The organism is Actinoplanes auranticolor, from assembly GCF_018332655.1.
Classification (GTDB): Bacteria; Actinomycetota; Actinomycetes; order Mycobacteriales; family Micromonosporaceae; genus Actinoplanes; species Actinoplanes auranticolor.
Genome location: NZ_BOQL01000043.1, coordinates 1 through 22,286 on the forward strand (window position 1 = coordinate 1; position 22,286 = coordinate 22,286).

24 protein-coding genes are annotated in these 22,286 nt (G+C 71.1%); 13 read left to right on the plus strand and 11 right to left on the minus strand.

Going from position 1 to position 22,286, the window contains the following annotated elements:
- Positions 1-200 precede the first annotated feature (200 nt).
- On the minus strand, positions 201-644 hold the full coding sequence (locus Aau02nite_RS26575) for a DUF6232 family protein (RefSeq protein ID WP_212991304.1): 444 nt from the start codon (positions 642-644) through the stop codon (positions 201-203).
- 259 nt (positions 645-903) lie between these two features.
- A complete protein-coding gene (locus Aau02nite_RS26580) occupies positions 904-1,326 on the minus strand; it encodes a DUF1304 domain-containing protein (protein WP_212991305.1) in 423 nt (140 codons plus the stop codon).
- 103 nt (positions 1,327-1,429) lie between these two features.
- Here Aau02nite_RS26580 and Aau02nite_RS26585 point away from each other — a divergent pair, with 103 nt between their 5' ends.
- Both Aau02nite_RS26585 and Aau02nite_RS26590 read left to right on the plus strand, forming a co-directional pair.
- Positions 1,430-1,891: a DUF2231 domain-containing protein gene (locus Aau02nite_RS26585; protein ID WP_212991306.1), complete on the plus strand. Its 462-nt coding sequence runs from the start codon at positions 1,430-1,432 to the stop codon at positions 1,889-1,891.
- A gap of 29 nt (positions 1,892-1,920) precedes the next feature.
- Positions 1,921-2,466: a type 1 glutamine amidotransferase domain-containing protein gene (locus Aau02nite_RS26590; RefSeq protein WP_212991307.1), complete on the plus strand. Its 546-nt coding sequence runs from the start codon at positions 1,921-1,923 to the stop codon at positions 2,464-2,466.
- 100 nt (positions 2,467-2,566) lie between these two features.
- Here Aau02nite_RS26590 and Aau02nite_RS26595 read toward each other — a convergent pair whose 3' ends face one another.
- Both Aau02nite_RS26595 and ku read right to left on the minus strand, forming a co-directional pair.
- Positions 2,567-3,055 (minus strand): NUDIX domain-containing protein, encoded by a 489-nt coding sequence (locus Aau02nite_RS26595; protein WP_212991308.1) that lies wholly within the window; start codon positions 3,053-3,055, stop codon positions 2,567-2,569.
- A 20-nt stretch (positions 3,056-3,075) separates the two neighbouring features.
- Entirely contained in the window at positions 3,076-4,110 is a 1,035-nt protein-coding gene (ku, locus tag Aau02nite_RS26600) for a non-homologous end joining protein Ku (RefSeq protein WP_212991309.1), read from the minus strand.
- Positions 4,111-4,205: 95 nt separating this feature from the next.
- On the opposite strand from ku, the gene ligD (Aau02nite_RS26605) reads away from it, so the two are divergent.
- From ligD (Aau02nite_RS26605) to Aau02nite_RS26620, 4 genes are read left to right on the plus strand one after another with little or no spacing between them, the layout of a single operon-like run.
- Complete coding sequence (gene ligD / locus Aau02nite_RS26605; protein ID WP_438841175.1) at positions 4,206-5,156, plus strand: non-homologous end-joining DNA ligase; 951 nt, start codon at positions 4,206-4,208, stop codon at positions 5,154-5,156.
- A gap of 22 nt (positions 5,157-5,178) precedes the next feature.
- A complete protein-coding gene (gene ligD / locus Aau02nite_RS26610) occupies positions 5,179-6,096 on the plus strand; it encodes a non-homologous end-joining DNA ligase (protein WP_212991310.1) in 918 nt (305 codons plus the stop codon).
- Between the two features lie 32 nt (positions 6,097-6,128).
- Positions 6,129-6,470 (plus strand): PadR family transcriptional regulator, encoded by a 342-nt coding sequence (locus Aau02nite_RS26615; protein ID WP_212991311.1) that lies wholly within the window; start codon positions 6,129-6,131, stop codon positions 6,468-6,470.
- The gene (locus Aau02nite_RS26620; protein ID WP_212991312.1) at positions 6,467-7,105 is read left to right on the plus strand and encodes an HAAS signaling domain-containing protein; all 639 of its coding nucleotides are present in this window, start codon (positions 6,467-6,469) and stop codon (positions 7,103-7,105) included. Before Aau02nite_RS26615 ends, Aau02nite_RS26620 begins: the two co-directional genes overlap by 4 nt.
- A 9-nt stretch (positions 7,106-7,114) precedes the next feature.
- Here the strand turns inward: Aau02nite_RS26620 and Aau02nite_RS26625 are convergent, their stop codons facing one another.
- Both Aau02nite_RS26625 and Aau02nite_RS26630 read right to left on the minus strand, forming a co-directional pair.
- A complete protein-coding gene (locus tag Aau02nite_RS26625) occupies positions 7,115-8,776 on the minus strand; it encodes a DNA repair helicase XPB (RefSeq protein ID WP_212991313.1) in 1,662 nt (553 codons plus the stop codon).
- A 178-nt stretch (positions 8,777-8,954) separates the two neighbouring features.
- Positions 8,955-11,393, minus strand: a complete 2,439-nt coding sequence (locus tag Aau02nite_RS26630) for a helicase-associated domain-containing protein (RefSeq protein ID WP_212991314.1) — start codon at positions 11,391-11,393, stop codon at positions 8,955-8,957.
- A gap of 84 nt (positions 11,394-11,477) precedes the next feature.
- Between Aau02nite_RS26630 and Aau02nite_RS26635 the strand changes: the two genes are divergently transcribed.
- The 3 genes from Aau02nite_RS26635 to Aau02nite_RS26645 are packed head-to-tail and all read left to right on the plus strand — an operon-like array spanning position 11,478 to position 12,743.
- On the plus strand, positions 11,478-11,687 hold the full coding sequence (locus Aau02nite_RS26635) for a hypothetical protein (protein WP_212991315.1): 210 nt from the start codon (positions 11,478-11,480) through the stop codon (positions 11,685-11,687).
- Positions 11,684-12,310, plus strand: a complete 627-nt coding sequence (locus tag Aau02nite_RS26640; protein ID WP_281421034.1) for an HAD family hydrolase — start codon at positions 11,684-11,686, stop codon at positions 12,308-12,310. Before Aau02nite_RS26635 ends, Aau02nite_RS26640 begins: the two co-directional genes overlap by 4 nt.
- Positions 12,311-12,356: 46 nt before the next feature.
- Entirely contained in the window at positions 12,357-12,743 is a 387-nt protein-coding gene (locus Aau02nite_RS26645; protein ID WP_212991316.1) for a cold-shock protein, read from the plus strand.
- 151 nt (positions 12,744-12,894) lie between these two features.
- Here the strand turns inward: Aau02nite_RS26645 and Aau02nite_RS26650 are convergent, their stop codons facing one another.
- The 3 genes from Aau02nite_RS26650 to Aau02nite_RS26660 all read right to left on the minus strand — a co-directional run bounded on the left by Aau02nite_RS26650 (position 12,895) and on the right by Aau02nite_RS26660 (position 16,523).
- Positions 12,895-13,722: a 1,4-dihydroxy-6-naphtoate synthase gene (locus Aau02nite_RS26650; RefSeq protein ID WP_212991317.1), complete on the minus strand. Its 828-nt coding sequence runs from the start codon at positions 13,720-13,722 to the stop codon at positions 12,895-12,897.
- A 108-nt stretch (positions 13,723-13,830) separates the two neighbouring features.
- A complete protein-coding gene (locus Aau02nite_RS26655) occupies positions 13,831-14,472 on the minus strand; it encodes a futalosine hydrolase (RefSeq protein ID WP_438841176.1) in 642 nt (213 codons plus the stop codon).
- 95 nt (positions 14,473-14,567) lie between these two features.
- On the minus strand, positions 14,568-16,523 hold the full coding sequence (locus Aau02nite_RS26660; protein WP_212991318.1) for an MFS transporter: 1,956 nt from the start codon (positions 16,521-16,523) through the stop codon (positions 14,568-14,570).
- Positions 16,524-16,625: 102 nt separating this feature from the next.
- Here Aau02nite_RS26660 and Aau02nite_RS26665 point away from each other — a divergent pair, with 102 nt between their 5' ends.
- Positions 16,626-17,447: a DUF3027 domain-containing protein gene (locus Aau02nite_RS26665; RefSeq protein ID WP_212991319.1), complete on the plus strand. Its 822-nt coding sequence runs from the start codon at positions 16,626-16,628 to the stop codon at positions 17,445-17,447.
- A 384-nt stretch (positions 17,448-17,831) separates the two neighbouring features.
- Here Aau02nite_RS26665 and Aau02nite_RS26670 read toward each other — a convergent pair whose 3' ends face one another.
- Entirely contained in the window at positions 17,832-18,272 is a 441-nt protein-coding gene (locus tag Aau02nite_RS26670; RefSeq protein ID WP_212991320.1) for a hypothetical protein, read from the minus strand.
- 27 nt (positions 18,273-18,299) lie between these two features.
- Positions 18,300-18,512, minus strand: a complete 213-nt coding sequence (locus Aau02nite_RS26675; RefSeq protein WP_246595471.1) for a DUF2530 domain-containing protein — start codon at positions 18,510-18,512, stop codon at positions 18,300-18,302.
- 226 nt (positions 18,513-18,738) lie between these two features.
- Here Aau02nite_RS26675 and Aau02nite_RS26680 point away from each other — a divergent pair, with 226 nt between their 5' ends.
- The 3 genes from Aau02nite_RS26680 to Aau02nite_RS26690 all read left to right on the plus strand — a co-directional run bounded on the left by Aau02nite_RS26680 (position 18,739) and on the right by Aau02nite_RS26690 (position 22,178).
- Entirely contained in the window at positions 18,739-20,217 is a 1,479-nt protein-coding gene (locus tag Aau02nite_RS26680; RefSeq protein ID WP_212991322.1) for an NCS2 family permease, read from the plus strand.
- Between the two features lie 93 nt (positions 20,218-20,310).
- Positions 20,311-20,757 carry a MarR family winged helix-turn-helix transcriptional regulator gene (locus Aau02nite_RS26685; protein WP_212991323.1) on the plus strand — a complete coding sequence of 149 codons (447 nt, stop codon included), beginning with the start codon at positions 20,311-20,313 and terminating at the stop codon, positions 20,755-20,757.
- A gap of 68 nt (positions 20,758-20,825) precedes the next feature.
- Positions 20,826-22,178 (plus strand): MFS transporter, encoded by a 1,353-nt coding sequence (locus Aau02nite_RS26690; RefSeq protein WP_212991324.1) that lies wholly within the window; start codon positions 20,826-20,828, stop codon positions 22,176-22,178.
- The last annotated feature ends 108 nt before the right edge of the window (positions 22,179-22,286 follow it).

A 22,286-nucleotide genomic window follows, 5' to 3' on the forward strand; every position in this document is an offset into this window, starting at 1 on the left:
TGTCGGCGAATCACCTTCAGTCATGAGTCCTTCATCAGCGAGGAGTGCGTCGGACGAGGCGATCGCAACCTCGCTGGTGGCTATCTTGCAGACAGCGAGGTTGCGACCAAATCGTACTGAGAACGAATGACCACGTCTCTGGTATTGATCAAACTGTTAGTTGTCACCCGTTAGGAGCACTGCGTGACATGGTTTGTCCGTCATGCGGCAGCCACCAGGTCGTATCCGTCGGTGGCCGGCCGGGAGTCCTCGACTGCCCGCCGCAGGGCCCGGGTCACCTGGTTGAAGACCCGCGGGTCGGAGGTCGCGTAGAGAGTCACGTCGCTGCCGCGGTAGTTGGCCAGTAGTTCCCAACGCTGCGGCCGCAGCCGCCAGTACGCCGCTGTGCACAGGCCGGCGATGGCGGCGCAGAGCGGGGCCGACACGTAGACCGCCGGGGTGCCGAGCGTGGTCCATCCGGCTGCCGTCACGATCAGCGCGCCGAAGGCCACCTGCAACGCCCGGGGGTTGGCCCGTCGTGCGTCGGTGTGGGCCCGGCGGACGTTGTGCAGGTCCCGGATCAGCACCATTCTCACGGGGTCGCCGAGCCAGGCGAAATGTCCGTCGGTCACCACTGCGTCGGGTCCACGGTAGTAGATGCGCATGGCGAACTCCTCTCCTCGACTCCTTGCGAGGAGGGGAAGTGCGGGGCCACCATTGGCGTAGAGAGTCATCCCCGCCTCGCGCGTCGCATTGATCGACGCCCTGGAGGCGACAACGGCACCCGGTTGCCGCCGGGTGCCGTTTCTTGTTCTCCTCCGGATCCGCCCTGTCAATGCCTGCCCTCAGTACAGCATGGCTATAGCGCTGACCGCTACCACTCAATCTGCCATGTTGCAGATTGCGTACAAGCCGACCAGGATCTCAGCCGGCCAGCAGGACCGCCGGCAGGGCCGCCGCAGCCGGGATGACCTGCACGAACAGGATCCGGCTGGTGACCGTGAGGGCGCCGTAAATCCCCGCGACGATCACGCAGAACAGGAGAAATACCTGGAACGTCAGGTCGTCGGAGATGAGACCATAGACCAGGCCGGTCGCCAGGAAGCCGTTGTAGAGGCCCTGGTTCGCCGCCATGGTCGCCGTCTGTTCGGCGAACTCTTCCGAGGTACCGAACGTGGCACGCACCCGATCTGTCCGCCACAGGAACATCTCCAGGACGAGGATGGAGAAGTGGATCGCGGCCACCAGGCCGACCAGAATTCCTGCGGCCCATGCATGGCTACCCCTTCCGCCGCCGGCGAGCGGGGCGCGGGCGGATCCGGCAAACGGTAGGACATGGCCGTTCATCGATGGATGTAACCATCGGCACGGTGCGTTTCGCCGCCGCGGCCGCCGGGTAGCCGAACTGTCGACGTTGGCGAACGAGCAGGTAGGGGAGGGTACAGCCCGCATGGACAGCAGACTCCGGATCGCCAATCAGGCCGTCCAGCCGGTCCTGGTGATGTTCCCGCTCGGCCTGTTCGCGATGGCCGTGCTGTTCGACCTCGGCAACGTCTTCGGCGGGCCCGACATCCTCGGCGCGCTCGCGTACTGGAACCTCGTCGCCGGGATGATCGGCGGCGTGCTGGCCGCGGCCGCCTCCGCCATCGACCTGATGTTCGTCCGCGACACCTCAGCGAAGCGGCGCGGCGTGCTGCAGGGCCTGGTCAACATGGGTGTTCTGCTGGTCTTCGCGGTCATCCTCATGGTGCGGATGCGCACTCCCGACCGGGTCGCCGGCGGCGGGCTGGTCGCGATCGAGCTGCTCGCCCTGGCCGGTGCCGTCTTCGGCGCCTGGTACGGCGGCGAGCTGGTCAACCGCCGGCGCACTCCCGCGTTTGCCCGTGCGGAGGCCGGGAACCGCTTGTTCTGACAGAGCGGAGACGCAGAGAGGCACGAACGATGGCGACATCGATCAGCGGCAAGCGCGTCGCGTTCCTCGCGACCGACGGCGTGGAGGAAGTCGAGTACACGCAACCCCGCCAGGCGGTCGAGGAGGCCGGCGGGACGGCGGAGCTCGTCTCGATCAAGGACGGCGAGATCCAGGCCGTCAACCACATGGACAAGGCCGGCACGTACCCGGTGGACAAGCAGGTCAGGGACGCGGCGGCGACGGACTACGACGCGTTGGTGCTGCCCGGCGGCGTGGCCAACCCCGATTTCCTGCGGACCGACCCGGACGCGGTGCGCTTCGTGCGGGACTTCTTCAGCGCGGGCAAGCCGGTGGCGGCGATCTGCCACGGCCCGTGGACCCTCATCGAGGCCGGCGTCGTGGACGGCCGCACCCTCACCAGCTGGCCGAGCCTGCGCACGGACCTGGCCAACGCCGGCGCGACCTGGGTCGACGAGCCGGTCTTCGTCGACGACGGCCTGGTCACGAGCCGCAAACCCGACGACATCCCGGCCTTCTGCGACAAGATCCTGGAAGAGATCGCCCACGCCAGATAACCCAGCGGTACGGGCCCGGAAAGCACTCGTGGCGCACAGACGGAGGTCTGTGCGCCACAGCCTTGCCGGGCGGCCGCCGGGCTGACCCGTCGGGGTCCGCCTACTTCAGGACAATCCGGCCGGTGGCCTCGAAGGACGCCAGGTCGGCCAGCACCTCGTCGATGATCGGCGACGGCGCGCCGGGCAGGGCGTCCAGCGGGAAGAAACCGGCGTCCACCGACTCCTCCGTGACCTTCTGCAGCTCGCCCTCCCAGGTGTGGATCCGGAACGACATCAGGATCTGCTGGTAGGTGTGGCCCCACTCGTTGGTGTACGTGTACGACGTGTGGAAGGCGAACGGTGTCAGCGAGGTCGCGCGCAGCCCGGTCTCCTCCCACACCTCGCGGATCGCGCACTGCTCCATGCTCTCGCCCAGCTCCATCGCTCCCGCCGGGATCGCCCAGCGGAGGTTGTCGGAACGCTGGATCAGCAGGAGCCGGTTCTGCTCGTCGAAGATCACGCCGCGCGCGCCCACGAACAGGATCGTGTCGGTGTCGCCGACCCTGGTGCGGACCCGGCCCAGATACGACTCATCCCACGTCAATGCCACGGGACCAGCGTAGGGCGTGGTCAGGCGGACTTCTTCGCCGCCTTGGTGGCCGTGGTCTTCTTCGCGGGAGCCTTCTTCGCGGCTGTGGTCTTGGACGGCGCGGCAGTCGCCTTCGCGGCTGGAGTTTTCTTGGCCGCTGCCGACTTCTTCGCCGGGGCGGCCTTCTTTGCGGTTGCCGACTTGGTAGCCGTACCGGATGAGGTTTTCTTGGCGGCCGACTTGGCCGCGCCGATCGGGGTGGCCCCGATCTCCCGGGCCCGTTCCTCCGGGGCCTCGCCGCGGGCCTTCTTGGCGCGTTCGACGCTGGCCTTGAGCGCGGCCATCAGGTCGACGGCGGCCGCGGGAGCCTCCTCGGTCTCCTCCGGCGCGACGATCTCGCGGCCCTCGACCTTGGCGTCGATGACCTCCTGGAGCGCGGCCCGGTAGTTGTCGGTGAACTCGTCGGCCTTGAAGCTGCCGGCCATCGAGTCGATCAGCGAGCTGGCCATGGCCAGCTCGGCCGGGCGGGTCTCGATGTCCTCGTCGAGGAAGCCGAAGTCGGGCGTGCGGACCTCGTCGGGCCAGAGCATGGTGTTGAGCACCAGGACGTCGTCGTGCACCCGCAGGGTGGCCAGCTGCTCGCGCTGGCGCAGCGCGACCTTGACGATCGCGACCCGGTCGGACTCGGTCAGCGCGTCCCTGAGCAGCACGTACGGCTTCGCCGCCTGGCCCTCGGGCTCGAGGTAGTAGGCCTTGGCGAACAGCAGCGGATCGATCTGCTCAGCCGGCACGAACTGCAGCACGTCGATCGCCCGCGACGTGGTCAGCGGGAGGTCGGCGAAGTCCTCGTCGGTCAGGATGACCATCTCGCCGCCGCCGAGGTCGTAACCCTTGGCGATGTCGTCGTAGGTCACCTCCTCGCCGTCGATCGAGCAGGTGCGCTTGTACTTGATCCGGCCGCCGTCGGTGCGGTGCACCTGGTGGAACCGGATGTCCTTCTCCTCCGTCGCGGAGAAGAGCTTCACGGCGATCGACACCAGGCCGAACGAGACCGCGCCCTTCCAGATCGCTCGCATCTTCTTCTCCTACCCACCCGTGAGCAGTCCCCGGATCAAGAATGGCATTAGTGAGACGCCTGCGTAAGGTGTTCGCTGGTGCCTATGGTGATCAGGTGCCGGCTGCGCCGCTCTCGCCGATGCTCGCGACCGCGGGCACGATGCCGCACGGGCCGGGCTGGAGCTACGAGTTCAAGTGGGACGGCGTGCGCGTCCTGTCGTCGTTCACCGGCGGTCCGCCGCAGCTGTGGGCGCGCTCCGGTGCCGCGGTGACGCCGGCCTATCCCGAGGTCGCCGGGCTGTCGCTGCCGCCGGGTTCGCTGCTGGACGGCGAGATGGTCGTGCTGGACGCGGCCGGTCGGCCGTCGTTCACCGCGCTGGCCGAGCGGATGCACGTCCGTGACCCCGGCCGGGCGGCCCGGCTGGCGGTGACCCTGCCGGTCACCTACATGATCTTCGACCTGCTCCGGTACGGCGACCAGTCCCTGCTCGACGTCCCGTACGTGCAGCGGCGCGCCCACCTGGAGAGCCTGGACCTGGGCAACGGCTGCTGGATGGTGCCACCGGCGTTCACCGACGGGCCCGCCACCGAGGCCGCGGCCCGGGAGAACCATCTCGAGGGCGTCGTGGCCAAGCGGCTGGACACGGCGTACCTGCCGGGAGCCCGGTCACCGGACTGGATAAAGATCAAGTTCGACCGGACCGGGGACTACGTGATCGGTGGCTGGCGGGCCGGGGCGCGCAAACTCGGTGGCCTGCTCGTGGGCGTGCCCGGTCCGGACGGGCGGCTGCGGTTCCGTGGCCGGGTCGGTGGCGGCATCGGCGCCGCAGCCGAGCAGGAGTTGTTGTCGGTCCTGGCGCCGCTGGAGACCCGCGACTCGCCGTTCCTGCCCGGCGCGGTGCCCCGGGAGGACTCCCGCGGTGCGCACTGGGTGCGCCCGGAACTGGTCACCGAGGTGCGGTACGGCAACCGGACCCCGGACGGCCGGCTGCGCTTCCCGCGTTTCCTGCGGCTGCGCCCGGATAAGTCTCCGGACGAATGCGCCGAGGAGGACGACGATGGCTGAGCCGGCCCGCAGCGGAGAACCCATGAGAAAACCCCGAGAGCGATATGCGGTGCAGATCGAGGGCCGCGACCTCGAGGTGTCCAACCTCGACAAGGTGATGTATCCGGCGGTCGGTTTCACCAAGGGCGAGGTCATCGACTACTACACCCGGATCGCGCCGGTGCTGCTGCCGCATCTGAAGGACCGCGCGTTGACCCGGATCCGCTTTCCGAACGGCGTCGACGGCATGCACTTCTTCGAGAAGAACGCCCCCGGCGGGACCCCGTCGTGGGTGCGGCTGGAGACCCTGCCGGTGCCCGGCTCGACCAAGGCCCGCGAGACCATCGACTTCGTGGTCGTCGACGAGCTGGCCACCCTGGTCTGGGTCGCCAATCTCGCCTCGCTGGAGCTGCACACCCCGCAGTGGCGGATCGGCCGGGATCCCGACCTGATGGTGGTGGACCTCGACCCGGGCGCGCCGGCCGCTCTCAAGGAGTGCTGCGCCGTCGCGATGCTGATGCGCGACCGGCTCGCCGACGACGGCCTCACCGCCTACCCCAAGACCTCGGGCAAGAAGGGCATGCAGCTCTGCGTACCGATCTCCGGAACGCAGGACGCCGAGACGGTCTCGGGTTATGCCAAGCAGGTGGCCGAGGAGCTGTCCGCGCAGGTGCCGGGGTCGATCACGGCCAAGATGGCCAAGGCGGTCCGGCCGGGCAAGGTGTTCATCGACTGGAGCCAGAACAACGCGGCCAAGACGACGGTGGCGCCGTACTCGTTGCGGGCCCAGGACAGCCCGACCGCCTCGACGCCGCTGACCTGGGACGAGGTCGCGGAGATGGCCCTGGGTGCGGAGGCGGCCCGGCAGTTCGGCGCCGCGGAGGTGCTCGAGCGCGTGGACGCCCACGGCGATCTGCTGGCTGACCTGCTGGAACCCGGGCCGGCCGTACCGGCTCGTTGAGGTACCTTGCGTGGCAAGGTACCGTGTGGCGCATGGCCGACGTCGCGCAACTCTCCACCAGCCTCCGGCGCGGGACGCTCGAGTTCTGTGTGCTCGCCATGGTCGAGCACGAGGACCGCTACGGCACGGAGATCGTCCGGCGCTTCGGTGAGGAGCGGAACCTCGCCGCCTCCGAGGGCACGATCTACCCGCTGCTGTCCCGCTTGCGCCGGGTGGGTTGGCTGGACAGCAAGTGGAGCGAGTCGCCGTCCGGGCCGCCGCGGCGCTACTACGCGCTCACCGACAGCGGGCGGTCGGCACTCGAGCACTTCCGCTCGGAGTGGGTTTCCTTTCGACAGACCGTCGACCGTCTCGTAGGGACCGGTGGGGCATGAGCGACAAGACCAACGACGCCGTGGCGGAGTATCTGCACGAGCTGGAGCTGCGGCTCACCGGCCTGCCGGTGCTCCAGCGCCGCGAGCTGCTCGCGGAGATCGCGGCGCACATCAGCAACGAGCGCGTGGAACGGAGCGTGACCTCGGAGGGCGAGCTGCTGGAGCTGCTCGAACGGCTGGGCAGCCCGGAGGTCGTCGCGGCAGCGGCGTACGAGGAGGCCGGCATGGCCGAGCCGGTGCTCTCGTACGCCGGAGCGACCAGCGCAGCGCGACGGCCGCTGCCGGCCGTCCCGCCGCCGCCGGACTCGCCGCCGCCCGCCTACTCCGGCCCGTTCCCGCCCTCGTTCGGGCACCGCCCTTACTCCGGCCCGCCGGTCGCCGGGCCGCCCCTCGCGCCCCCGCCGCCCGTGCGCGAGCCGGAGAGCAACACGGGACTCCGGGTGGTGATCGGGGTCGCGATCGCGACGGTGGTCGTCGTGCTGCTCGGTTGCCTGGCCGGGAGCTTCCTGATCACTCAGAGCTCGGTGAGCGAGGCCCCGGCCGCGACGGTGGAGCGCGCCGTGCCGGAGCCGCCCGCCGAGCCGGAGCGACCCGTCGAGCCGGAGCGACCGGCCATCGTGCGACCGGCCGACTGACCCGGCCGGTCAGTCGACCTGCGGCAGCGGCGGGCCGAGCACGTCGTCGGCGTCCACGATCGTGTAGGCGTAGCCCTGCTCGGCCAGGAAGCGCTGGCGGTGCGCGGCGTACTCCGTGTCGATCGTGTCGCGGGACACCACCGTGTAGAAGTGCGCCTGGCGGCCGTCGGCCTTCGGGCGCAGCACCCGGCCGAGGCGCTGGGCCTCCTCCTGCCGCGAGCCGAACGTGCCCGAGACCTGGATCGCCACGGCCGCCTCGGGCAGGTCGATGCTGAAGTTGCCGACCTTGGAGATCACCAGCGTCTTCAGCGAACCCGACCGGAACTCGTCGAACAGCCGCTCGCGCTCCTTGTTGGTCGTCGAGCCCTGCACGATCGGGGCGTCGAGGTATTCGCCGAGCTGGTGCAGCTGGTCGATGTAGCCGCCGATCACCAGCACCTGCTCGGTGGGATGCTTCTCGACCAGCGCGCGGACCACCGGGAGCTTGGTGCGGGCGGTCGCCGCCACCCGGTAGCGCTCCTCGGCCTCGGTCACCGCGTACGTCATGCGCTCGGCATCGGTCAGCGTGACCCGGACCTCGGTGCACTGGGCCGGGGCGATCCAGCCCTGCGCCTCGATGTCCTTCCACGGGGCGTCGTAGCGCTTCGGGCCGATCAACGAGAACACGTCGCCCTCGCGGCCGTCCTCGCGTACCAGCGTCGCGGTCAGCCCCAGCCGGCGGCGGGCCTGCAGGTCGGCGGTGAAGCGGAAGATCGGTGCCGGCAGCAGGTGCACCTCGTCGTAGATGACCAGGCCCCAGTCGCGAGCGCCGAACAGGTCGAGGTGGGTGAACGCACCGCCGCGCCGCGAGGTGAGCACCTGGTACGTCGCGATGGTGACCGGGCGGATCTCCTTGCGCTCGCCGCTGTACTCGCCGATCTCGTCCTCGGTCAGCGACGTACGGGCGACCAGCTCACGCTTCCACTGCCGGCCGGCCACCGTGTTGGTCACCAGGATCAGCGTGGTCGCCTTGGCGGTGGCCATCGCCGCCGCACCGACCAGCGTCTTGCCGGCGCCGCAGGGCAGCACGACCACGCCGGAGCCACCGGCCCAGAAGCCGTCCACCGCCTCCTGCTGGTACGACCGCAGCGTCCAGCCGTCCTGCGCCAGGTCGATCTCGTGCGCCTCGCCGTCCACGTAGCCGGCCAGGTCCTCGGCCGGCCAGCCCAGCTTGAGCAGCGCCTGCTTGAGCCGGCCCCGCTCCGAGGCGTGCACCGCGATGGTCTCGTCGTCGAGCCGCGCGCCGAGCATGCCGGCCAGCTTCTTGCTCTTGGCCACCTCCACCAGCACGATCCTGTCGAGCCCGCGCAGGACCAGCCCGTGCGACGGGTCGTTGATCAGCTGCAACCGGCCGTAGCGGTCCATGGTCTCGGCCACGTCGACCAGCAGCGCGTGCGGCACCGGGTAGCGGGAGAACTTGATCAGGGAGTCGACCACGCTCTCCGCGTCGTGCCCGGCGGCACGCGCGTTCCACAGGCCCAGCGGCGTCAGCCGGTAGGTGTGCACGTGCTCGGGGGAGCGCTCCAGCTCCGCGAACGGGGCGATCGCCATCCGGCACGCCTGCGCGTCCGGGTGGTCGACTTCCAGCAGCAGAGTCTTGTCGGACTGGACGATCAGTGGTCCGCCGGTCACCAGGTGCCCTTCGACGAGCGAGAGAAGACCCTCCAGTGTGACACGCGGTTCCACCCAGCGAAGAAGGTTGATCCCGTGTGCAACGCTTCCCTCGAGCCGGGCGTTTAAGCAAGCAGCACCATCGGACGGCGGGCGGGTCGCGCGCGAGCAGGGCAACGGGGGCGCGCGGTCCCGGCCGTCAGTCCTCGACGACCGCGGCCGTGATCCGGTGCAGGGCGAAGGTGTGCAACGTCTCCGTCCGTTCGTCCTCGGCGCGCAGGTAGCCGGCGCTCAGGGACACCGGGCGCACCAGCCGGGACAGCGTCGCGCCGTGCGAGTCCACGTAACCGACCCAGACGCGGGCTTTGTCGCGTACCGCCTGCTGTAGCACGGCCATCGCCTGCGTGTGCGCCTGCACCGAGGTCAGCCCGGGCACCTGCTGGCCGTTCGCGGCCCGCACGGTGACCGGCGCGCGGCGGGCCGCGCGGGTCGCGACGTCCCCGCGCCGGATCTGCTCGACCACCCCGGCCAGGCGCGGACCGGCCAGGATCGGCGGCCCGGGCTGCTCACCGAGCCGGGACGAGACCGGGGTACGGGTCACCGCGCGGCGTACCTTCGGCCGGGCCAGCACGGCCGACCCGCCGGCGTCCTCGGCGACCGGGGCGAACCCGGCGTCCCGCAGCGCTCCCAGCAGCCGGGCGATCTGCACCGGGCTGCACAGCACCGTGGGAGCCAGCCGGCGCAGCGCCAGCGTGCCCAGCCGCTTGTCCGCCAGCACCTCGGCGATCAGGGCCTCGTCGTCGCTGCGCAGATAGGAACCGGCCGAGCCGGCCCGCAGGCCACCGTGCTTGCGGGCGGAGTCGTCGATCAGATAGGTCAGCGCCTGCGGCACCGGGGTCCGCGACCGGCGCTGGAAGAGCGCGTGCAGGTCAGCGGCGCTGTAGCCGACGTCCAGGGCGCGGCGCACGCTCCCGGAGGTGACCCGGTACACGCTCGCGCCGCCGGCGGACTCGGGTTCGGCCACGACGTCGAGCTCCGCGGCCAGCTCCGGCTCGGGCGGCCCGGGCACGACCACCGACAGGTCGGCCTGGACCAGCACATGATCGACGGGCGCGGGCAGCAGAGCGTCGAGCGTACGGACGGTGTCGGAGGCGCCCGGCACTCGTCCACCGCCCGGTCCGGCACCCAGCGGATCAGCATCGGCACCCGGCACGTCCTCGTTCCGCAGCAGCCGCCCGTACGACGTGAGCGCGCCCAGCCCGGTCACGCCCAGGGCCGCGGCCCCGGCCAGGGCGTCGCGGTGGGCCGCCTCCCGGCCCCGGGCCCGCCGCGGGGCCTGCCAGGCCAGCAGCTCGAGCACCTCGTCGGCCCTCGGCGCGGTGCCCGGCCCGAGCGCGGCCAGGGCGGCCAGCGCCTCCTTGCGGGCCTGCGGGGCGCCCGCCCGCTCGGCGTCCGGAGCCAGCGGGTTGATCGGCCGGTCCCGGTCGTCGCGCTGCCCGATCAGGCCGGGCTGGCGGGTCATCGCCAGCCACGAGTTGGCCAGCGCCTCCCAGCGCTGCGCGATGCTCAGCGCCCGCCACAGGTCGTAACCGCCGGTGGGCAGGAAGATCTCGTCCACCAGCCCGGACGCCCGGCTGGCGGTGACGCCCCGGCCGGTGCCGGCCGCGTCGGCCTCGCCGAGCAGGCCCGCCGCGTACGCCACCTCGATCAGCAACGCGGCCGAGGGCTCGTCCAGATTCGCGGAGCGGGCCAGCCGCTTGAGGTCGCGGACGCCCAGCCCGCCGGTCTTGAGCACGGCGGCCGGCTCGGCCGACAGCGCCTCCAGCAGGGTCTCGACGTGCCGGACAGCCTCCATGGCCTGCCCGGCGCCGGCGGAATCCACCGACTTCGATTCCCGGACCGGGCCCTCGGGGGTCGGCGGCAGCGGTCGCAGCGGGCCCAGCGGCCCCGAGTCGCGGCGCAGCAGCAGCCCCACCTCCCGCGGCAGCTCGACCAGCTCACCGTCGGCGCGGGGTGCCCGGCCGGCCTCCGAGACCGGCACGAGGATGTGCTGGTCGATCAGCCACTGCACCGGCTCGGCGACCGTGCCGCCGGAGCTCAGCGCGCCGACCGGCGGCCCGGCCGCGAGCCGGTCGAGCACGGCCCGTGCGCCCGGCGGCGCCGCGAGCACGGCCCGGCGCAGCTTTGCGCGGTCCGCGCACAGGGCCGCGGCCTGCGGATCCAGATAATCGGCGGGACGGCCCAGACCGGCCGGGTACGGCGAAGTGACCTCATCGACCGCACCGACGATCTGCAGCGCGTCCTCGGGGCCGTGCAACAGGAACCGGGCGCGGAGCCGGTCGATCGCCACCCGTACGTCCTGGGGGGCGACCGTGGCCGCGGCCAGCTCGACGACGGCGGCAACCGAGGTCAGGGCGGTCTCCTCGGCCCGGCTGAGCCGCGCGGCGTCGAGCACGGCGAGGGTGAACTCGTCCAGCGCGTCGAGGCAGCGGGCCACCGAACCCCGGGACTGGGCGCGGACGGCCAGCGCGGAGACGTCGGACGGCACGGGCACGACGAGATCCGGGCGCAGCTGGAGCAGCGCGCCCAGGGCGTCATCGGTGAGCGACCGGAGCTGGTCGGCGAATGCGGTGGCCATCGTTCTCAACGCTAGCCGCCGTGGGAGCATGGTGAAGGGTCCGGGGCTTGGCCGGACCCCGGCGAGATACCAAGGGGAGTAACTGTGGGGGCAGACAACAAGATGCCGGGCACGTCGGTCGCGGAGGGCCACGCCACCCAGAAGCCGGGCCGGGAGTCCTCCATCAAGGAGGGGCACCTGCCCGTCTCCGAGCTGATCGCCGACCGGCCGGCCGCGCCGTCGCCCTTCGGTGACGACCAGGAGTTCCCGCTGCCGGTGGACCAGCTGACGTACACCCCCACCACCACGCCGTGATCCCCGCGGTCGGGTTCGACCTGGACATGACCCTGATCGACTCCCGGCCGGGGATCCGTGAGGCCTACCGGGCGCTGACGGCGCAGACCGGCGTGTGGGTCGACGCCGACCTGGCCGTCAGCCGGCTGGGCCCGCCGCTGCGTACGGAGCTGAGCGAGTGGTTCCCGCCCGCGGAGGTCGAGCAGGCGGTCACCACGTACCGGGCCCTGTATCCGGACTATGCGATCACGCCGACGGTCCCGACCCCGGGAGCCGTCGGGGCGCTGGCCGCCGTACGCGATCAGGGTTTTCGTGTGGTGGTTGTCACGTCCAAGCTGGGCCGGCTCGCGGCCCTGCACCTGGAGCACCTGGGCCTGAAGGCCGACGAGCTGGCCGGCGACCTGTTCGCCGAGGGCAAGGCGGCGGCGCTGACGGCCCACGGCGTCCAGTGGTACGTGGGTGACCACGTCGGGGACATGGTGGCGGCCCGGACGGCCGGAGTTCCGGGCATCGGGGTGGCGACGGGACCATGCAGCGCGGAGCAGCTCAGGGAGGCCGGCGCGGCGTACGTGCTGTCCGACTTGACCGCCTTTCCGGCGCTGCTGCGAAAGATAACGGTTGGGCCCGGCTCAGGGGCTGGATAACCTTGCCGTGAGCAATCGAGTCCAATGAGTGAAGTTGAGGTCAGCGGTGCCCACGGGTCGAGTGAAGTGGTACGACGCGGCGAAGGGTTTCGGGTTCGTCACCAGTGACGAGGGCGGGGACGTGTTCCTGCCCAAGGGCGCTCTGCCCACCGGGACCGCGGACCTGAAGGCGGGTCAGCGACTGGAATTCGGTGTGGTGGACAGCCGCAAGGGCGCGCAGGCGATGGGCGTCAAGGTGCTGGACGCGCCACCGTCGATGGCCCAGCTGCGCCGGCGGCCCGCCGACGAGCTGCACGGCATGGTCGAAGACATGATCAAGGTGATCGAGGCGAAGATCCAGCCTGACCTGCGGCGGGGTAAGTACCCGGACAAGCGGACGGCTGAAAAGATCGCGCAGCTGGTGCATGCGGTGGCTCGCGAGCTGGAGATCTAAGGGTTTCGCGGGGCGGTGAGATCTTTGCCGGGCCCGGGGCTTCCGCTCGACGGCGCGAGGATTGCGTTGGTGGGGCGGGGGTGCCGGGCCCGGTTTTTTGCTTCCTGTTGGCATGGAAGCCCTTGGCCCGGAAAGGCCCCGGGCCCGTCGGTCAGCCGGCCAGCGGCTTGACCGCCGGAGTGATGCCGGCCGCTGCCCCGCGCCCCAGTAGGGCGTCGGCCGCCGCGAAGCCTTCCTCACCGAGATCGAGCGTGAATTCGTTGACGTAGAGGCCGATGTGCTGCCGTACCACGTCCGGCTCCATCTCCTGCGCGTTGCTCAGCACGAAGTCGCGGCTCGCGTCGGGGTTGGCCCAGGCCATGCTGACCGACTTGCGGATCCATTCCGCGGCCTCGGCCGGGTCGACGGCGCCCTTGCGGGCCAGGATCGCGCCCAGCGGGATCGGCAGGCCGGTGTCACCCTCCCACCACTCACCCAGGTCGACCAGCGCGGTCAGCCCGTGCCGCGGGTAGGTGAAGCGGGCCTCGTGGATGACCAGGCCGGCGTCGAACCGGCCCTCGGCGACCCCGGGCATGATCTGGTGGAACGGGACGACCTCGATGCGGGCGGGCGGGTGCTCCTTCGACCAGAGGCGGAACAACAGGTACGCCGTGGTGCGGTCGCCGGGCACGGCCACCGTCGCGCCGGACAGGTCACCGTCCGCGAACCGACCGGCGTCGCGGGTCAGCACCAGCGGGCCACAACCCCGGCCCAGCGCACCGCCGCAGGGCAGCAGATCGTAGTCGTCGAGCAGCCACGGCAGCGCCGCGAAACTGACCTTGACCAGGTCGTACGCGCCGCGCTCGGCCGCGGTGTTCGTGACGTCCACGTCGGCGAAGGTCAACTCCACCGGCTCGGCACCGGGGATTAGACCGTGCACGAGGGCGTGAAAGACGAACGTGTCGTTGGGACAGGGTGAAACCGCCAGGGAAAGCGCCACGCCCCTCACGGTAACGACGCGAACCCGCCGACACCCGCAACGAACGGTGTCTGCATTGCCACACGTAGTTTCGCCCACACCGCCGTGCCCGGGACGTTTTCCACAGAGTTATCCACAGGCTGCGGCGACGGCCTCGGTGAGGGCGGAGAATGCTTCGGGAAGGCGCCAGGCAGCCCGATCCCGCGGGCCGATCGGATTGGAGATGGTGCGTATCTCGGCGAACGGGACACCGGCGAGCTGCGCGGCACAGGCGACGCCGTAGCCCTCCATGGCCTCGGCCACAGCGCGGGGGTGGCGGGTCTGCAGGATGTCGGCGGTCTGGGCGGTGCCGGTCACGGTGGCGAGCGTGAGGATGTCGCCGACGATGGCGGCCGGCAGGGCGGCGGTCAGGGTTTTGCGGAGTGCCGGGTCGGCTTCGAGGAGGTTGCTGCCGAAGCCGAGCTGATCGACCGGGAGGAAACCGTCGGGCGCTTCCGCGCCCAGATCGGCGGCGATCGTCCGGGCACCGAGGACGGTCGCTCCGACCACGGCCCGGCCCGGGAAACCCCCGGCGATGCCGGCGCTGAGGACGGCACGGTACGGGGTGCCGGCGGCTTCAGCCAGGGTGAGCAGGCGTGCTGTGCCGGCGGCTGCGGCAGCGGGGCCGACGCCTACGGGGGCGACTACGACTGTGTCGGGGTGGACTCCGGAGGCTTGGACACCGGCCCGGACTGCTGCGGCCTCAGCTTCCACCGCGGTGACGATGAGCAGCCGCTCCGGCTGCACGGCTCGGCCTGGTCGCGCGGCCTGGCCCGGCTGCGCGGTCTGGCCGGGTTGCACGACCGGCCGCACGGGGTGGTCTTGGCTCACGGGTTGGGCTCGTCGCGGGAGCCGTTGCCGTTCGTGGCGGATGACGGGCGGTAGATGTGGAATCCGGGTGGGGCCGAGTCGTCCTTGGGCTCGTCCGGGCCGCGACCTCCGCCGACCCTGCCAGCCCTGCCAGCCCTGTCGGCCCTGCCAGCCCTGTCGGCCTTGTCGGCCTTGTCGGCCCTACCGGGTGAATCCAATCGGCTCGACGGCGAGGGCATCGACCCGGTCCCCGCGTTCGTGGCCGGATCCGCCGCGGCCGCCGGCTGCGCTCCCGATCCCTTCCGCGAACCGGACCGTGAGAAGAGGCGGCGCTTACGCGGACCGGCCTCAGCCGCCTGCTCGTCGTCCGCCTGGCTGCCCGACGTCACGTCATCCGCCGCCCGCCGCCGAGACGCGGTATGGCCTGGCGATTGCCCCGGTGCGGCCGAGGAAGGTGCCACCGGCGCGGCGGACCCCGGGCCGGAAGCCGGTCGGCCACCCGCAGCCGGCCCACCAGACTTCGGCGCTGTCGAGGCCCCAGCCGGAGCCGGCGACGTCGGGATCACCTCGGTAGGCGTCCCGTCCCCGCCCCCCGGCTCCTCCATCGCGACGTCCGGCCGACCATGCAGGCGTTCCTTGTGCAGGCGCCCCGCCACGATCGTTCCGCGTACCGCTGCCGCCACCGCGAACGCCGCCATGATCGATACGCCCAGCCTGCCGTTCAGCGGGATGATGCCGACCGCACCGCCCACCACCCAGGCGATCATCAGCACCGTTTCGGAGTGGGCGAATGCGCTGGCCCGGAGTCTTTCCGGCACCCTTTCCTGAATGCTGGCGTCGACCGTCAACTTCGAGATGCCGCTGAAGATCGAGGCCACCAGGGACAGCAGAGCCACCATCGGCAGTGTGAAGAAGATCGCTGTGAGCACCGCCACGCCGGCCGTGATGGTCAGGCCGCTTGATTGGAGGGCTGTCGGGCGGCGGATGCGCAGGCGGGTTCCTACCGCTGTCGCCAGGAAGGTGCCGACCGCCAGTGCGCCGCCGACCACGGCCACCGCGCCCTGGCTGCCGATGTCGCGGCCGAAGAATGTCGTGCCCAGTGAGCCGGCCTTCACCGCGAAGGCGAAGTAGAGCAGCAGGAAGCCGTACAGGCAGCGGAAGCTTGCGCTGCCGATCAGGGTGGCGACCACCAGCTTGCCCGACAGCGGCCGGTCCTCGCCCCGGCGCAGCCGCAGCATCGTGCGGAACGGCCTGGGCACCGCCTCCGGTGGGTCGGAGTCGGCGCGTGGGGGCAGGCGGAGAGAGATCACCACGCCCACCAGGAAGATCAGGAACGCCACCCGGAGCGGCCACTGCGGACCGAACCAGAACGCGGCCAGGCCGATCGGGGCGACCACCGCGCCCGCGAAGGTGCCGTACACGCTGGCCCGGGCACCTGCCTGGGACAGACCGATGTCCTTGGGCAGCAGCCGGGGCACGGCGGCCGAGCGGGCCACCCCGTACGCCCGGGACAGCGCCAGCACCCCGAACGCCGCCGGATACAGGCCCCAGCCCAGCAGGTTGTCCGAGATCACGTAGGCCAGGAACGCCCGGCCCAGCATCGTCACCGCCAGGGCGTACCGGCGGCCGTGCCGGAAGTGGTCCAGCAGCGGGCCCACCACCGGGGCCAGCAGGGCGAACGGGACCATCGTGATCAGCAGGTAGAGCGCCACCTTGCTGCGGGCCTCGCCCAGCGGCACGTTGAAGAAGATCGTGCCGGCCAGGCCGATCGCGATCAGGGTGTCGCCCGCGCAGGACACGGCGTGCAGGTCGAAGAGCCGGACCATGCCGACCTCGTTGGCCGCGCCGCGGGCCCGGGCGTCACCGACCCGGCGGGTGGCCCAGACGCTGCCGCGCAGCGATCCGCGCACCAGCATCCGCAGGGCCCTGACGCCGGTGCCGACGGTGCGTCCGATGGTGGGAAGCAGCGGCATCGCCCCATCCTGTCGCATCGAGGCGACTTCCGTCCCCTTCCGGACGCGGAGATCTGGGGGAGTCGCTGCGTGGGCCGTCCACGAGTAGGGGACAATGGAGACGTGACGACCAGGACCTCAGTGCGTGCTGCCCGACTCGACCAGGTCTGTGCCGATGCTGTCGGGGTTGCGCGGGGTGCCATCACCGAAGTGGAGCCGAGTGACATCGGTGACCATCTCGAGGCGGTGGCCGAGGGCGACCGGGTCGTGACCCACTTCTTCGAGAGCCACCTGGCCGGTTACCAGGGCTGGCGCTGGGCCGTCACCGTGACCCGCGTGCCGCGCTCGCGGCACGTCACCGTCTGCGAGACCGTGCTGCTGCCCGGTCCCGAGGCCATGCTCGCCCCGGCCTGGGTGCCCTGGAACGAGCGGGTGCAGGCCGGTGACCTGGGCGTCGGCGACCTCATGCCGACCGCGCCGGACGACGAGCGGCTCGCGCCGGGCTACGTGCTCAGCGACGACGCGGCCGTCGAGGAGGTCTCCTGGGAGCTCGGCCTGGGCCGCTCCCGCGTGATGTCCCGCGAGGGCCGGATCGAGACCGCGCAGCGCTGGTACGACGGCGAGGCCGGCCCCGAGGCACCCATCTCCACCGCCGCCCCGCGGAACGCCCGCTGCGGCACCTGCGGCTTCTACCTGCCCTTGGCAGGTTCCCTGCGCAGCATGTTCGGCGTCTGCGGCAACCTGTACGCCCCCGACGACGCCAAGGCCGTCAGCGCGGACCACGGCTGCGGCGCCCACTCCGAGGCACTGCTGGGCGCGACGGAGCAGCCGGTCGAAGAGCTGCCCACGGTCTACGACGACAGTGAGGTCGAGGCGGTGGCGGTCAGCCGCGCGCCCGGCTCGGTCGAGGCCGGCGAGCCCGCGGAGCCGTACGGCCACAGCTGAGGCTGTGCCGCCGGCTCCGCTGCGGAGGAGCGGTCAGGACCGGCCTTCCGGCGCCCGCCGACGGCGTCCGGCGTACGCGAGGACCACGCCGAACGCCACGAGGGCAGCGCCCAGTCCGACCACCGTGGACGCCGCCGGTCCGGTGATGGGCAGGCCCGGATCGTCGGAGCCGCCGCCCGTACCGCTGTCGTCTCCCGACCCGCTGCCATTGCCGGACCCGCCGCCGGCCGGTCAGGTCGGGCTCCGCGGCAGCGAGGGCGGCGACCGTCCATGCGCCGCCGGTCAGATCGGCCGGACCCTTCGCGTCCTCGTCCACCACGATCGGCATCCGCACCGCGTAGGACGATGCGAACTTCTCGAGCTCCGGGTCGAAGATCCACGGGCTCAGGCCGGCCTCCTGCGCGTCCAGACGCACGTGGCGGTGCGCTTGTCGGCCGAGAAGTCGCAGTTGTCGAGGCCGTCGGTGAGGAAGCGGACGCCGGCGGGCAGTTTGCCGACGGTGCGGAGGCCGGCCGCGGTCACGGCGCCGTAGTTGGAGATCTCCGCGAGCGTGGTGCCCTTGCCGCCGGGCGGGATGGGCTTGCCGTTGTACACCTCGGCGCGGTCCAGGGCCTCGACCGGGTTCTTGCCGGTGGCGGCGGAGCTGAAGCCGTCCACCCGGGTGATGGTTTCCTGGCTCACCTGCAGGACAGGGCTGCGCACCGGAGATGTCACCACCGGGATGCTCTTGCTGTTGTTCGCGGCCTCGGCGTCCGCGTCGACGGTCACCGTGGCGGTCAGCTCACCCACGTTGCCGGGCGCCGCGTCGGCCGGACGCCAGAACAAGGCGGGCGGCCCCGTGCCCGTACGGCGCTACGCCGTCTCGGTCACCTTGAACTCGGGGTGCGACAGGGCCCGGCGGCGGCGCCGGTTGGCGTCGTGGCGCAGCATCGTCAGCAGACCCGGGATGCCGCACAGTGCGCCGGCCAGGCACGTCCACAGCCAGCTCTCCGGCGCGCCCGTCAGCAGCAGGACCACGCCGGCCACGGTGAACGCGGCGATGCCGGTCAGCGCGAACGGGACCATCGGCGGGTCCAGCGGCTCCGGGCGCGGCTTGGTGCCCGTCACCGCGTCGAGGCCGTGCGGGTGTTCGTGCGGGGCGGGGGACAGGTCGGCCACGACCATCAGACTACGGCGGCGATGATCCGCTGTGTGCCCTCGTGACGGTTGTAACAATTCCTGACTTTTGCCGAGGTCAGGCTTCTGATTTGATGCGCCCATCGACCCCTGTCGGTCCTGTGGAGAGGCGCGAATGTCCACTGCTGCTGCCGAGACGGACGCCGGCGCGTCCGGGCGTACCCCGAAGAACGGTTTTGATCGATTTTTTGAGATCTCGGCCCGCGGCTCGACCGTCGGCCGGGAGGTCCGCGGTGGTTTCGCCACCTTCTTCACGATGGCCTACATCGTGGTGCTCAACCCGCTGATCCTGGCCGCGGGCGTGGACGCGGCCGGCGGCAAGCTGCCCGTCGCGGCCCTGGCGGCCGGTACGGCGCTGGTGGCCGGCGTGATGACCATCCTGATGGGTGTCGTGGCGCGCTTCCCGCTGGCGCTGGCGGCCGGCCTCGGCGTGAACGCCCTGGTGGCCTACGAGATCGCGCCCGAGATGACCTGGGCCGACGCGATGGGCCTGGTCTTCATCGAGGGTGTGATCATCGCCGTCCTGGTGCTGACCGGTCTGCGTACCGCGGTCTTCCGGGCCGTGCCCACCCAGCTGAAGACGGCGATCGGCGTCGGTATCGGCCTGTTCCTGATGATCATCGGTCTGGTCGACGCCGGCTTCGTGCGGCGCATCCCGGACGCGGCCGGCACCACCGTCCCGGTCGAGCTGGGTCTCGGCGGGAAGCTCGCGACCTGGCCGCTGTTCGTCTTCTGCATCGGCCTGCTGATCACGCTGGTGCTCTTCGTCCGCAAGGTCAAGGGCGCGATCCTGATCGGCATCCTGGTCACCACGGTGCTGGCGATCATCGTGGAGGCGATCGCCAAGGTGGGCCCGTCCTTCGTCGACGGCAAGCCGAACCCGAGCGGCTGGTCGCTGAACGTGCCCGCGCTGCCGGACAAGGTGGTGGACACTCCCGACCTGTCGCTGCTGGGCAACTTCAACGTCTTCGACTCGTGGGGCCGGGCCGGCTGGCTGGTCGTGCTGATGTTCATCTTCACCCTGCTGATCACCGACTTCTTCGACACGATGGGCACGATGGTCGCGGTCGGCCAGGAGGGTGGCCTGCTGGACGAGGAGGGCATGCCGCCGCGTACGCGGGAGATCCTGCTCGTCGACTCGGTCGCCGCGGCGGCCGGTGGCGCGGCCAGCGTCTCGAGCAACACCTCGTTCATCGAGAGCGCCTCCGGTGTCGCCGAGGGCGCCCGCACGGGCGTGGCCAACCTGGTCACCGGCGTGCTGTTCCTGCTGGCCATGTTCCTGGCCCCGCTGGTCACGGTGGTGCCGTTCGAGGCGGCGTCGACGGCGCTGGTGGTGGTCGGATTCCTGATGATGATGGCGGTCCGGCAGATCGACTGGACCGACTACGAGATCGCCATCCCGGCGTTCCTGGCGATCACGCTGATGCCGTTCACCTACTCGATCTCCAACGGCATCGGCGCCGGCATCGTCTCCTACGTCGTGATCAAGGTGGCGGTCGGCAAGGCCCGGGAGATCCACCCCTTGCTGTACGGCGTCGCGGTGCTCTTCGTCCTGTACTTCCTGCGTGGTCCGCTCGAGTCGGTGCTGCTCTGAGATCGTGGTCACCGGGTGCGCTAGCGTGCCCGGTGACCACGGTCATAGCCGTTGGCATGTCGTTAGCCAAGCTCATTAGCTAGGCTAAGAAACGTGATGGAGCGGTCGGTGGCGGAGCGGGTTACAGCCGAGCAACTGGCCATTTCGCTGCGCGAAGCGATCATGCGGCTCAACCGGCGGTTGCGGCAGGCCCGCGCGGTCGGCGACCTGACGTTCAGCCAGCTCTCGGCGCTGACCAGCCTGCAACTGGCCGGTGTGCTGACCCCACGGGAGCTGGCCGACGTCGAGCGGGTGCAGCCACCGACGATGACCAAGATCGTCGGCAAGCTGGAGGAGCGCGGGCTGGTCGCCCGGACGCCGCATCCGACCGACCGCCGCCAGGTGATCCTGGCGGCGACCGAGGAGGGCCGGGCGGTCTACGCCCAGTTCGAGAAGGCGCGCAACGAGTGGCTGGCGCTGCAGCTGGCCGAGCTCACCGAGGACGAACGCGACACGCTCGAGCGGGCCGCGCAGATCCTGCGGCAGGTCGCCCGCAACTGAGCGAGCGCACCCGCCAGCCTCCGTCACACCGCGATGACGCGTACGGCTGATGAGGAGGCGCAACCCGAGTGCGGGCAGTGCTGAGCACGACATTCCGGTCCCTGCAGGTCCGCAACTACCGGCTGTTCTCGATCGGGCAGCTGGTCAAGCTCGTCGGCGTGTGGATGATGTTCACCGCGCAGGACTGGCTGGTGCTCAATCTGTCCAACAACTCGCCCGGCGCGCTCGGCATAGTGACCGCCCTGCAGTTCCTGCCGGTCCTGCTGCTGACCCTGTGGGCCGGCAAGCTCGCCGACCGCTTCGACAAGCGCAAGCTCCTGATCAGCGCGAACGCGGCGTTCGCGGTCACCGCCATCGTCTTCGCGATCCTGGTGGCCAGCGGCGTCGTGGTGCTCTGGCACGTGTTCCTCTTCGCCACCCTGCTCGGCGTGGCGAACGCCATCGAGACCCCGGTGCGCCAGTCCTTCGTCTCCGAGCTGGTCGAGCTGCCGTTGCTGCCGAATGCCCTCGCCCTGTCGGCGGCGACGTTCAACACCGCCCGCATCGGCGGCCCGGCCCTGGCCGGCGTGGCCCTGGCCCTGCTGGACACCGGCCCGGTCTTCCTGATCGCCACCGCCCTGGCCGTCGCGCCGATCTTCAGCTACCTGGCCATGCGGGTCCAGGAACTGCACCGGTCCATGGCGCGCCCGTCGGCGGACGACACCCGCATCGCCGACGGCCTGCGCTACGTGTGGAAGCGCCACGACCTGCTGCTCCCGATCGCCCTGATGGCCGCCGTCGGCATGATCGGCTTCAACTTCCCCGTCACCCTGGCCGCGCTGGCCAAAATCAACTTCAACGCCGGCCCGTCGACCTTCGGCCTGCTGACCACGGCCCTGGCGGTGGGCGCGCTCGGCGGCGCGCTGGCGGGCAGCGGCCGCCGCAGTCGGCCCGGGGTGTACGTCGTCCTGGGCGCGGCACTGGCGTTCGCGGTCTTCGAGGTGGCGGTCGGCTTCGCCCCCAACTTCATCGTCGCGATGATCCTGCTGGTGCCGACCGGGTTCTTCTCGATCTACCTGGCCCAAGCGGCGAACCACCGGGTCCAGATGGGCGTGCACTCGGCCTACCGCGGCCGGGTGATGGCCCTGTACGTGCTGGTCTTCCTGGGCACGACCCCGATCGGGGCGTCGCTGGCCGGCTGGTGGGGCGAGCACTTCGGCGTCCCGTCGAGCATCTGGGCCGCCGGGATCATCTGCCTGATCGCCGCGGTCGCGGCGCTCGTCTGGCAGCTGCGCACGAGTGGCGACCGGCTTTCGTTGCACGGGGGCTCGCGGCCGGGGCTGACGCTGGTCCGCACGACGCCGGACGAGAACGAGGAGATCGACGAAGAGCCGGTGCAGCAGCCGGCGCCGGCTGAGCCGGCCCGCACGGTCGCCGCCTGAGGTCTTCGAGCGGCTTTGCGGTCGGGGCGGCTTCGCCGTCGGGGGTGGGTCGAGCGGGCTGCACGGTTGCCGCCCGCGGGCTCCGAGCGGCTTTGCCGTCGGCGGACG

Bases quoted from the DNA above. Each gene is read 5' to 3' on its own strand.
- Aau02nite_RS26680 (WP_212991322.1), top strand. From the start codon at position 18,739: ATGTCCACTGCTGCTGCCGAGACGGACGCCGGCGCGTCCGGGCGTACC.
- Aau02nite_RS26630 (WP_212991314.1), bottom strand. From the start codon at position 11,393: ATGGCCACCGCATTCGCCGACCAGCTCCGGTCGCTCACCGATGACGCC.
- Aau02nite_RS26620 (WP_212991312.1), top strand. From the start codon at position 6,467: ATGAGCGACAAGACCAACGACGCCGTGGCGGAGTATCTGCACGAGCTG.
- Aau02nite_RS26675 (WP_246595471.1), bottom strand. From the start codon at position 18,512: ATGGTCCCGTTCGCGCTGACCGGCATCGCCGCGTTCACCGTGGCCGGC.
- ku (WP_212991309.1), bottom strand. From the start codon at position 4,110: ATGCGAGCGATCTGGAAGGGCGCGGTCTCGTTCGGCCTGGTGTCGATC.
- Aau02nite_RS26615 (WP_212991311.1), top strand. From the start codon at position 6,129: ATGGCCGACGTCGCGCAACTCTCCACCAGCCTCCGGCGCGGGACGCTC.
- Aau02nite_RS26660 (WP_212991318.1), bottom strand. From the start codon at position 16,523: ATGCCGCTGCTTCCCACCATCGGACGCACCGTCGGCACCGGCGTCAGG.
- Aau02nite_RS26575 (WP_212991304.1), bottom strand. From the start codon at position 644: ATGCGCATCTACTACCGTGGACCCGACGCAGTGGTGACCGACGGACAT.
- Aau02nite_RS26585 (WP_212991306.1), top strand. From the start codon at position 1,430: ATGGACAGCAGACTCCGGATCGCCAATCAGGCCGTCCAGCCGGTCCTG.
- Aau02nite_RS26580 (WP_212991305.1), bottom strand. From the start codon at position 1,326: ATGAACGGCCATGTCCTACCGTTTGCCGGATCCGCCCGCGCCCCGCTC.
- Aau02nite_RS26590 (WP_212991307.1), top strand. From the start codon at position 1,921: ATGGCGACATCGATCAGCGGCAAGCGCGTCGCGTTCCTCGCGACCGAC.
- ligD (WP_212991310.1), top strand. From the start codon at position 5,179: ATGAGAAAACCCCGAGAGCGATATGCGGTGCAGATCGAGGGCCGCGAC.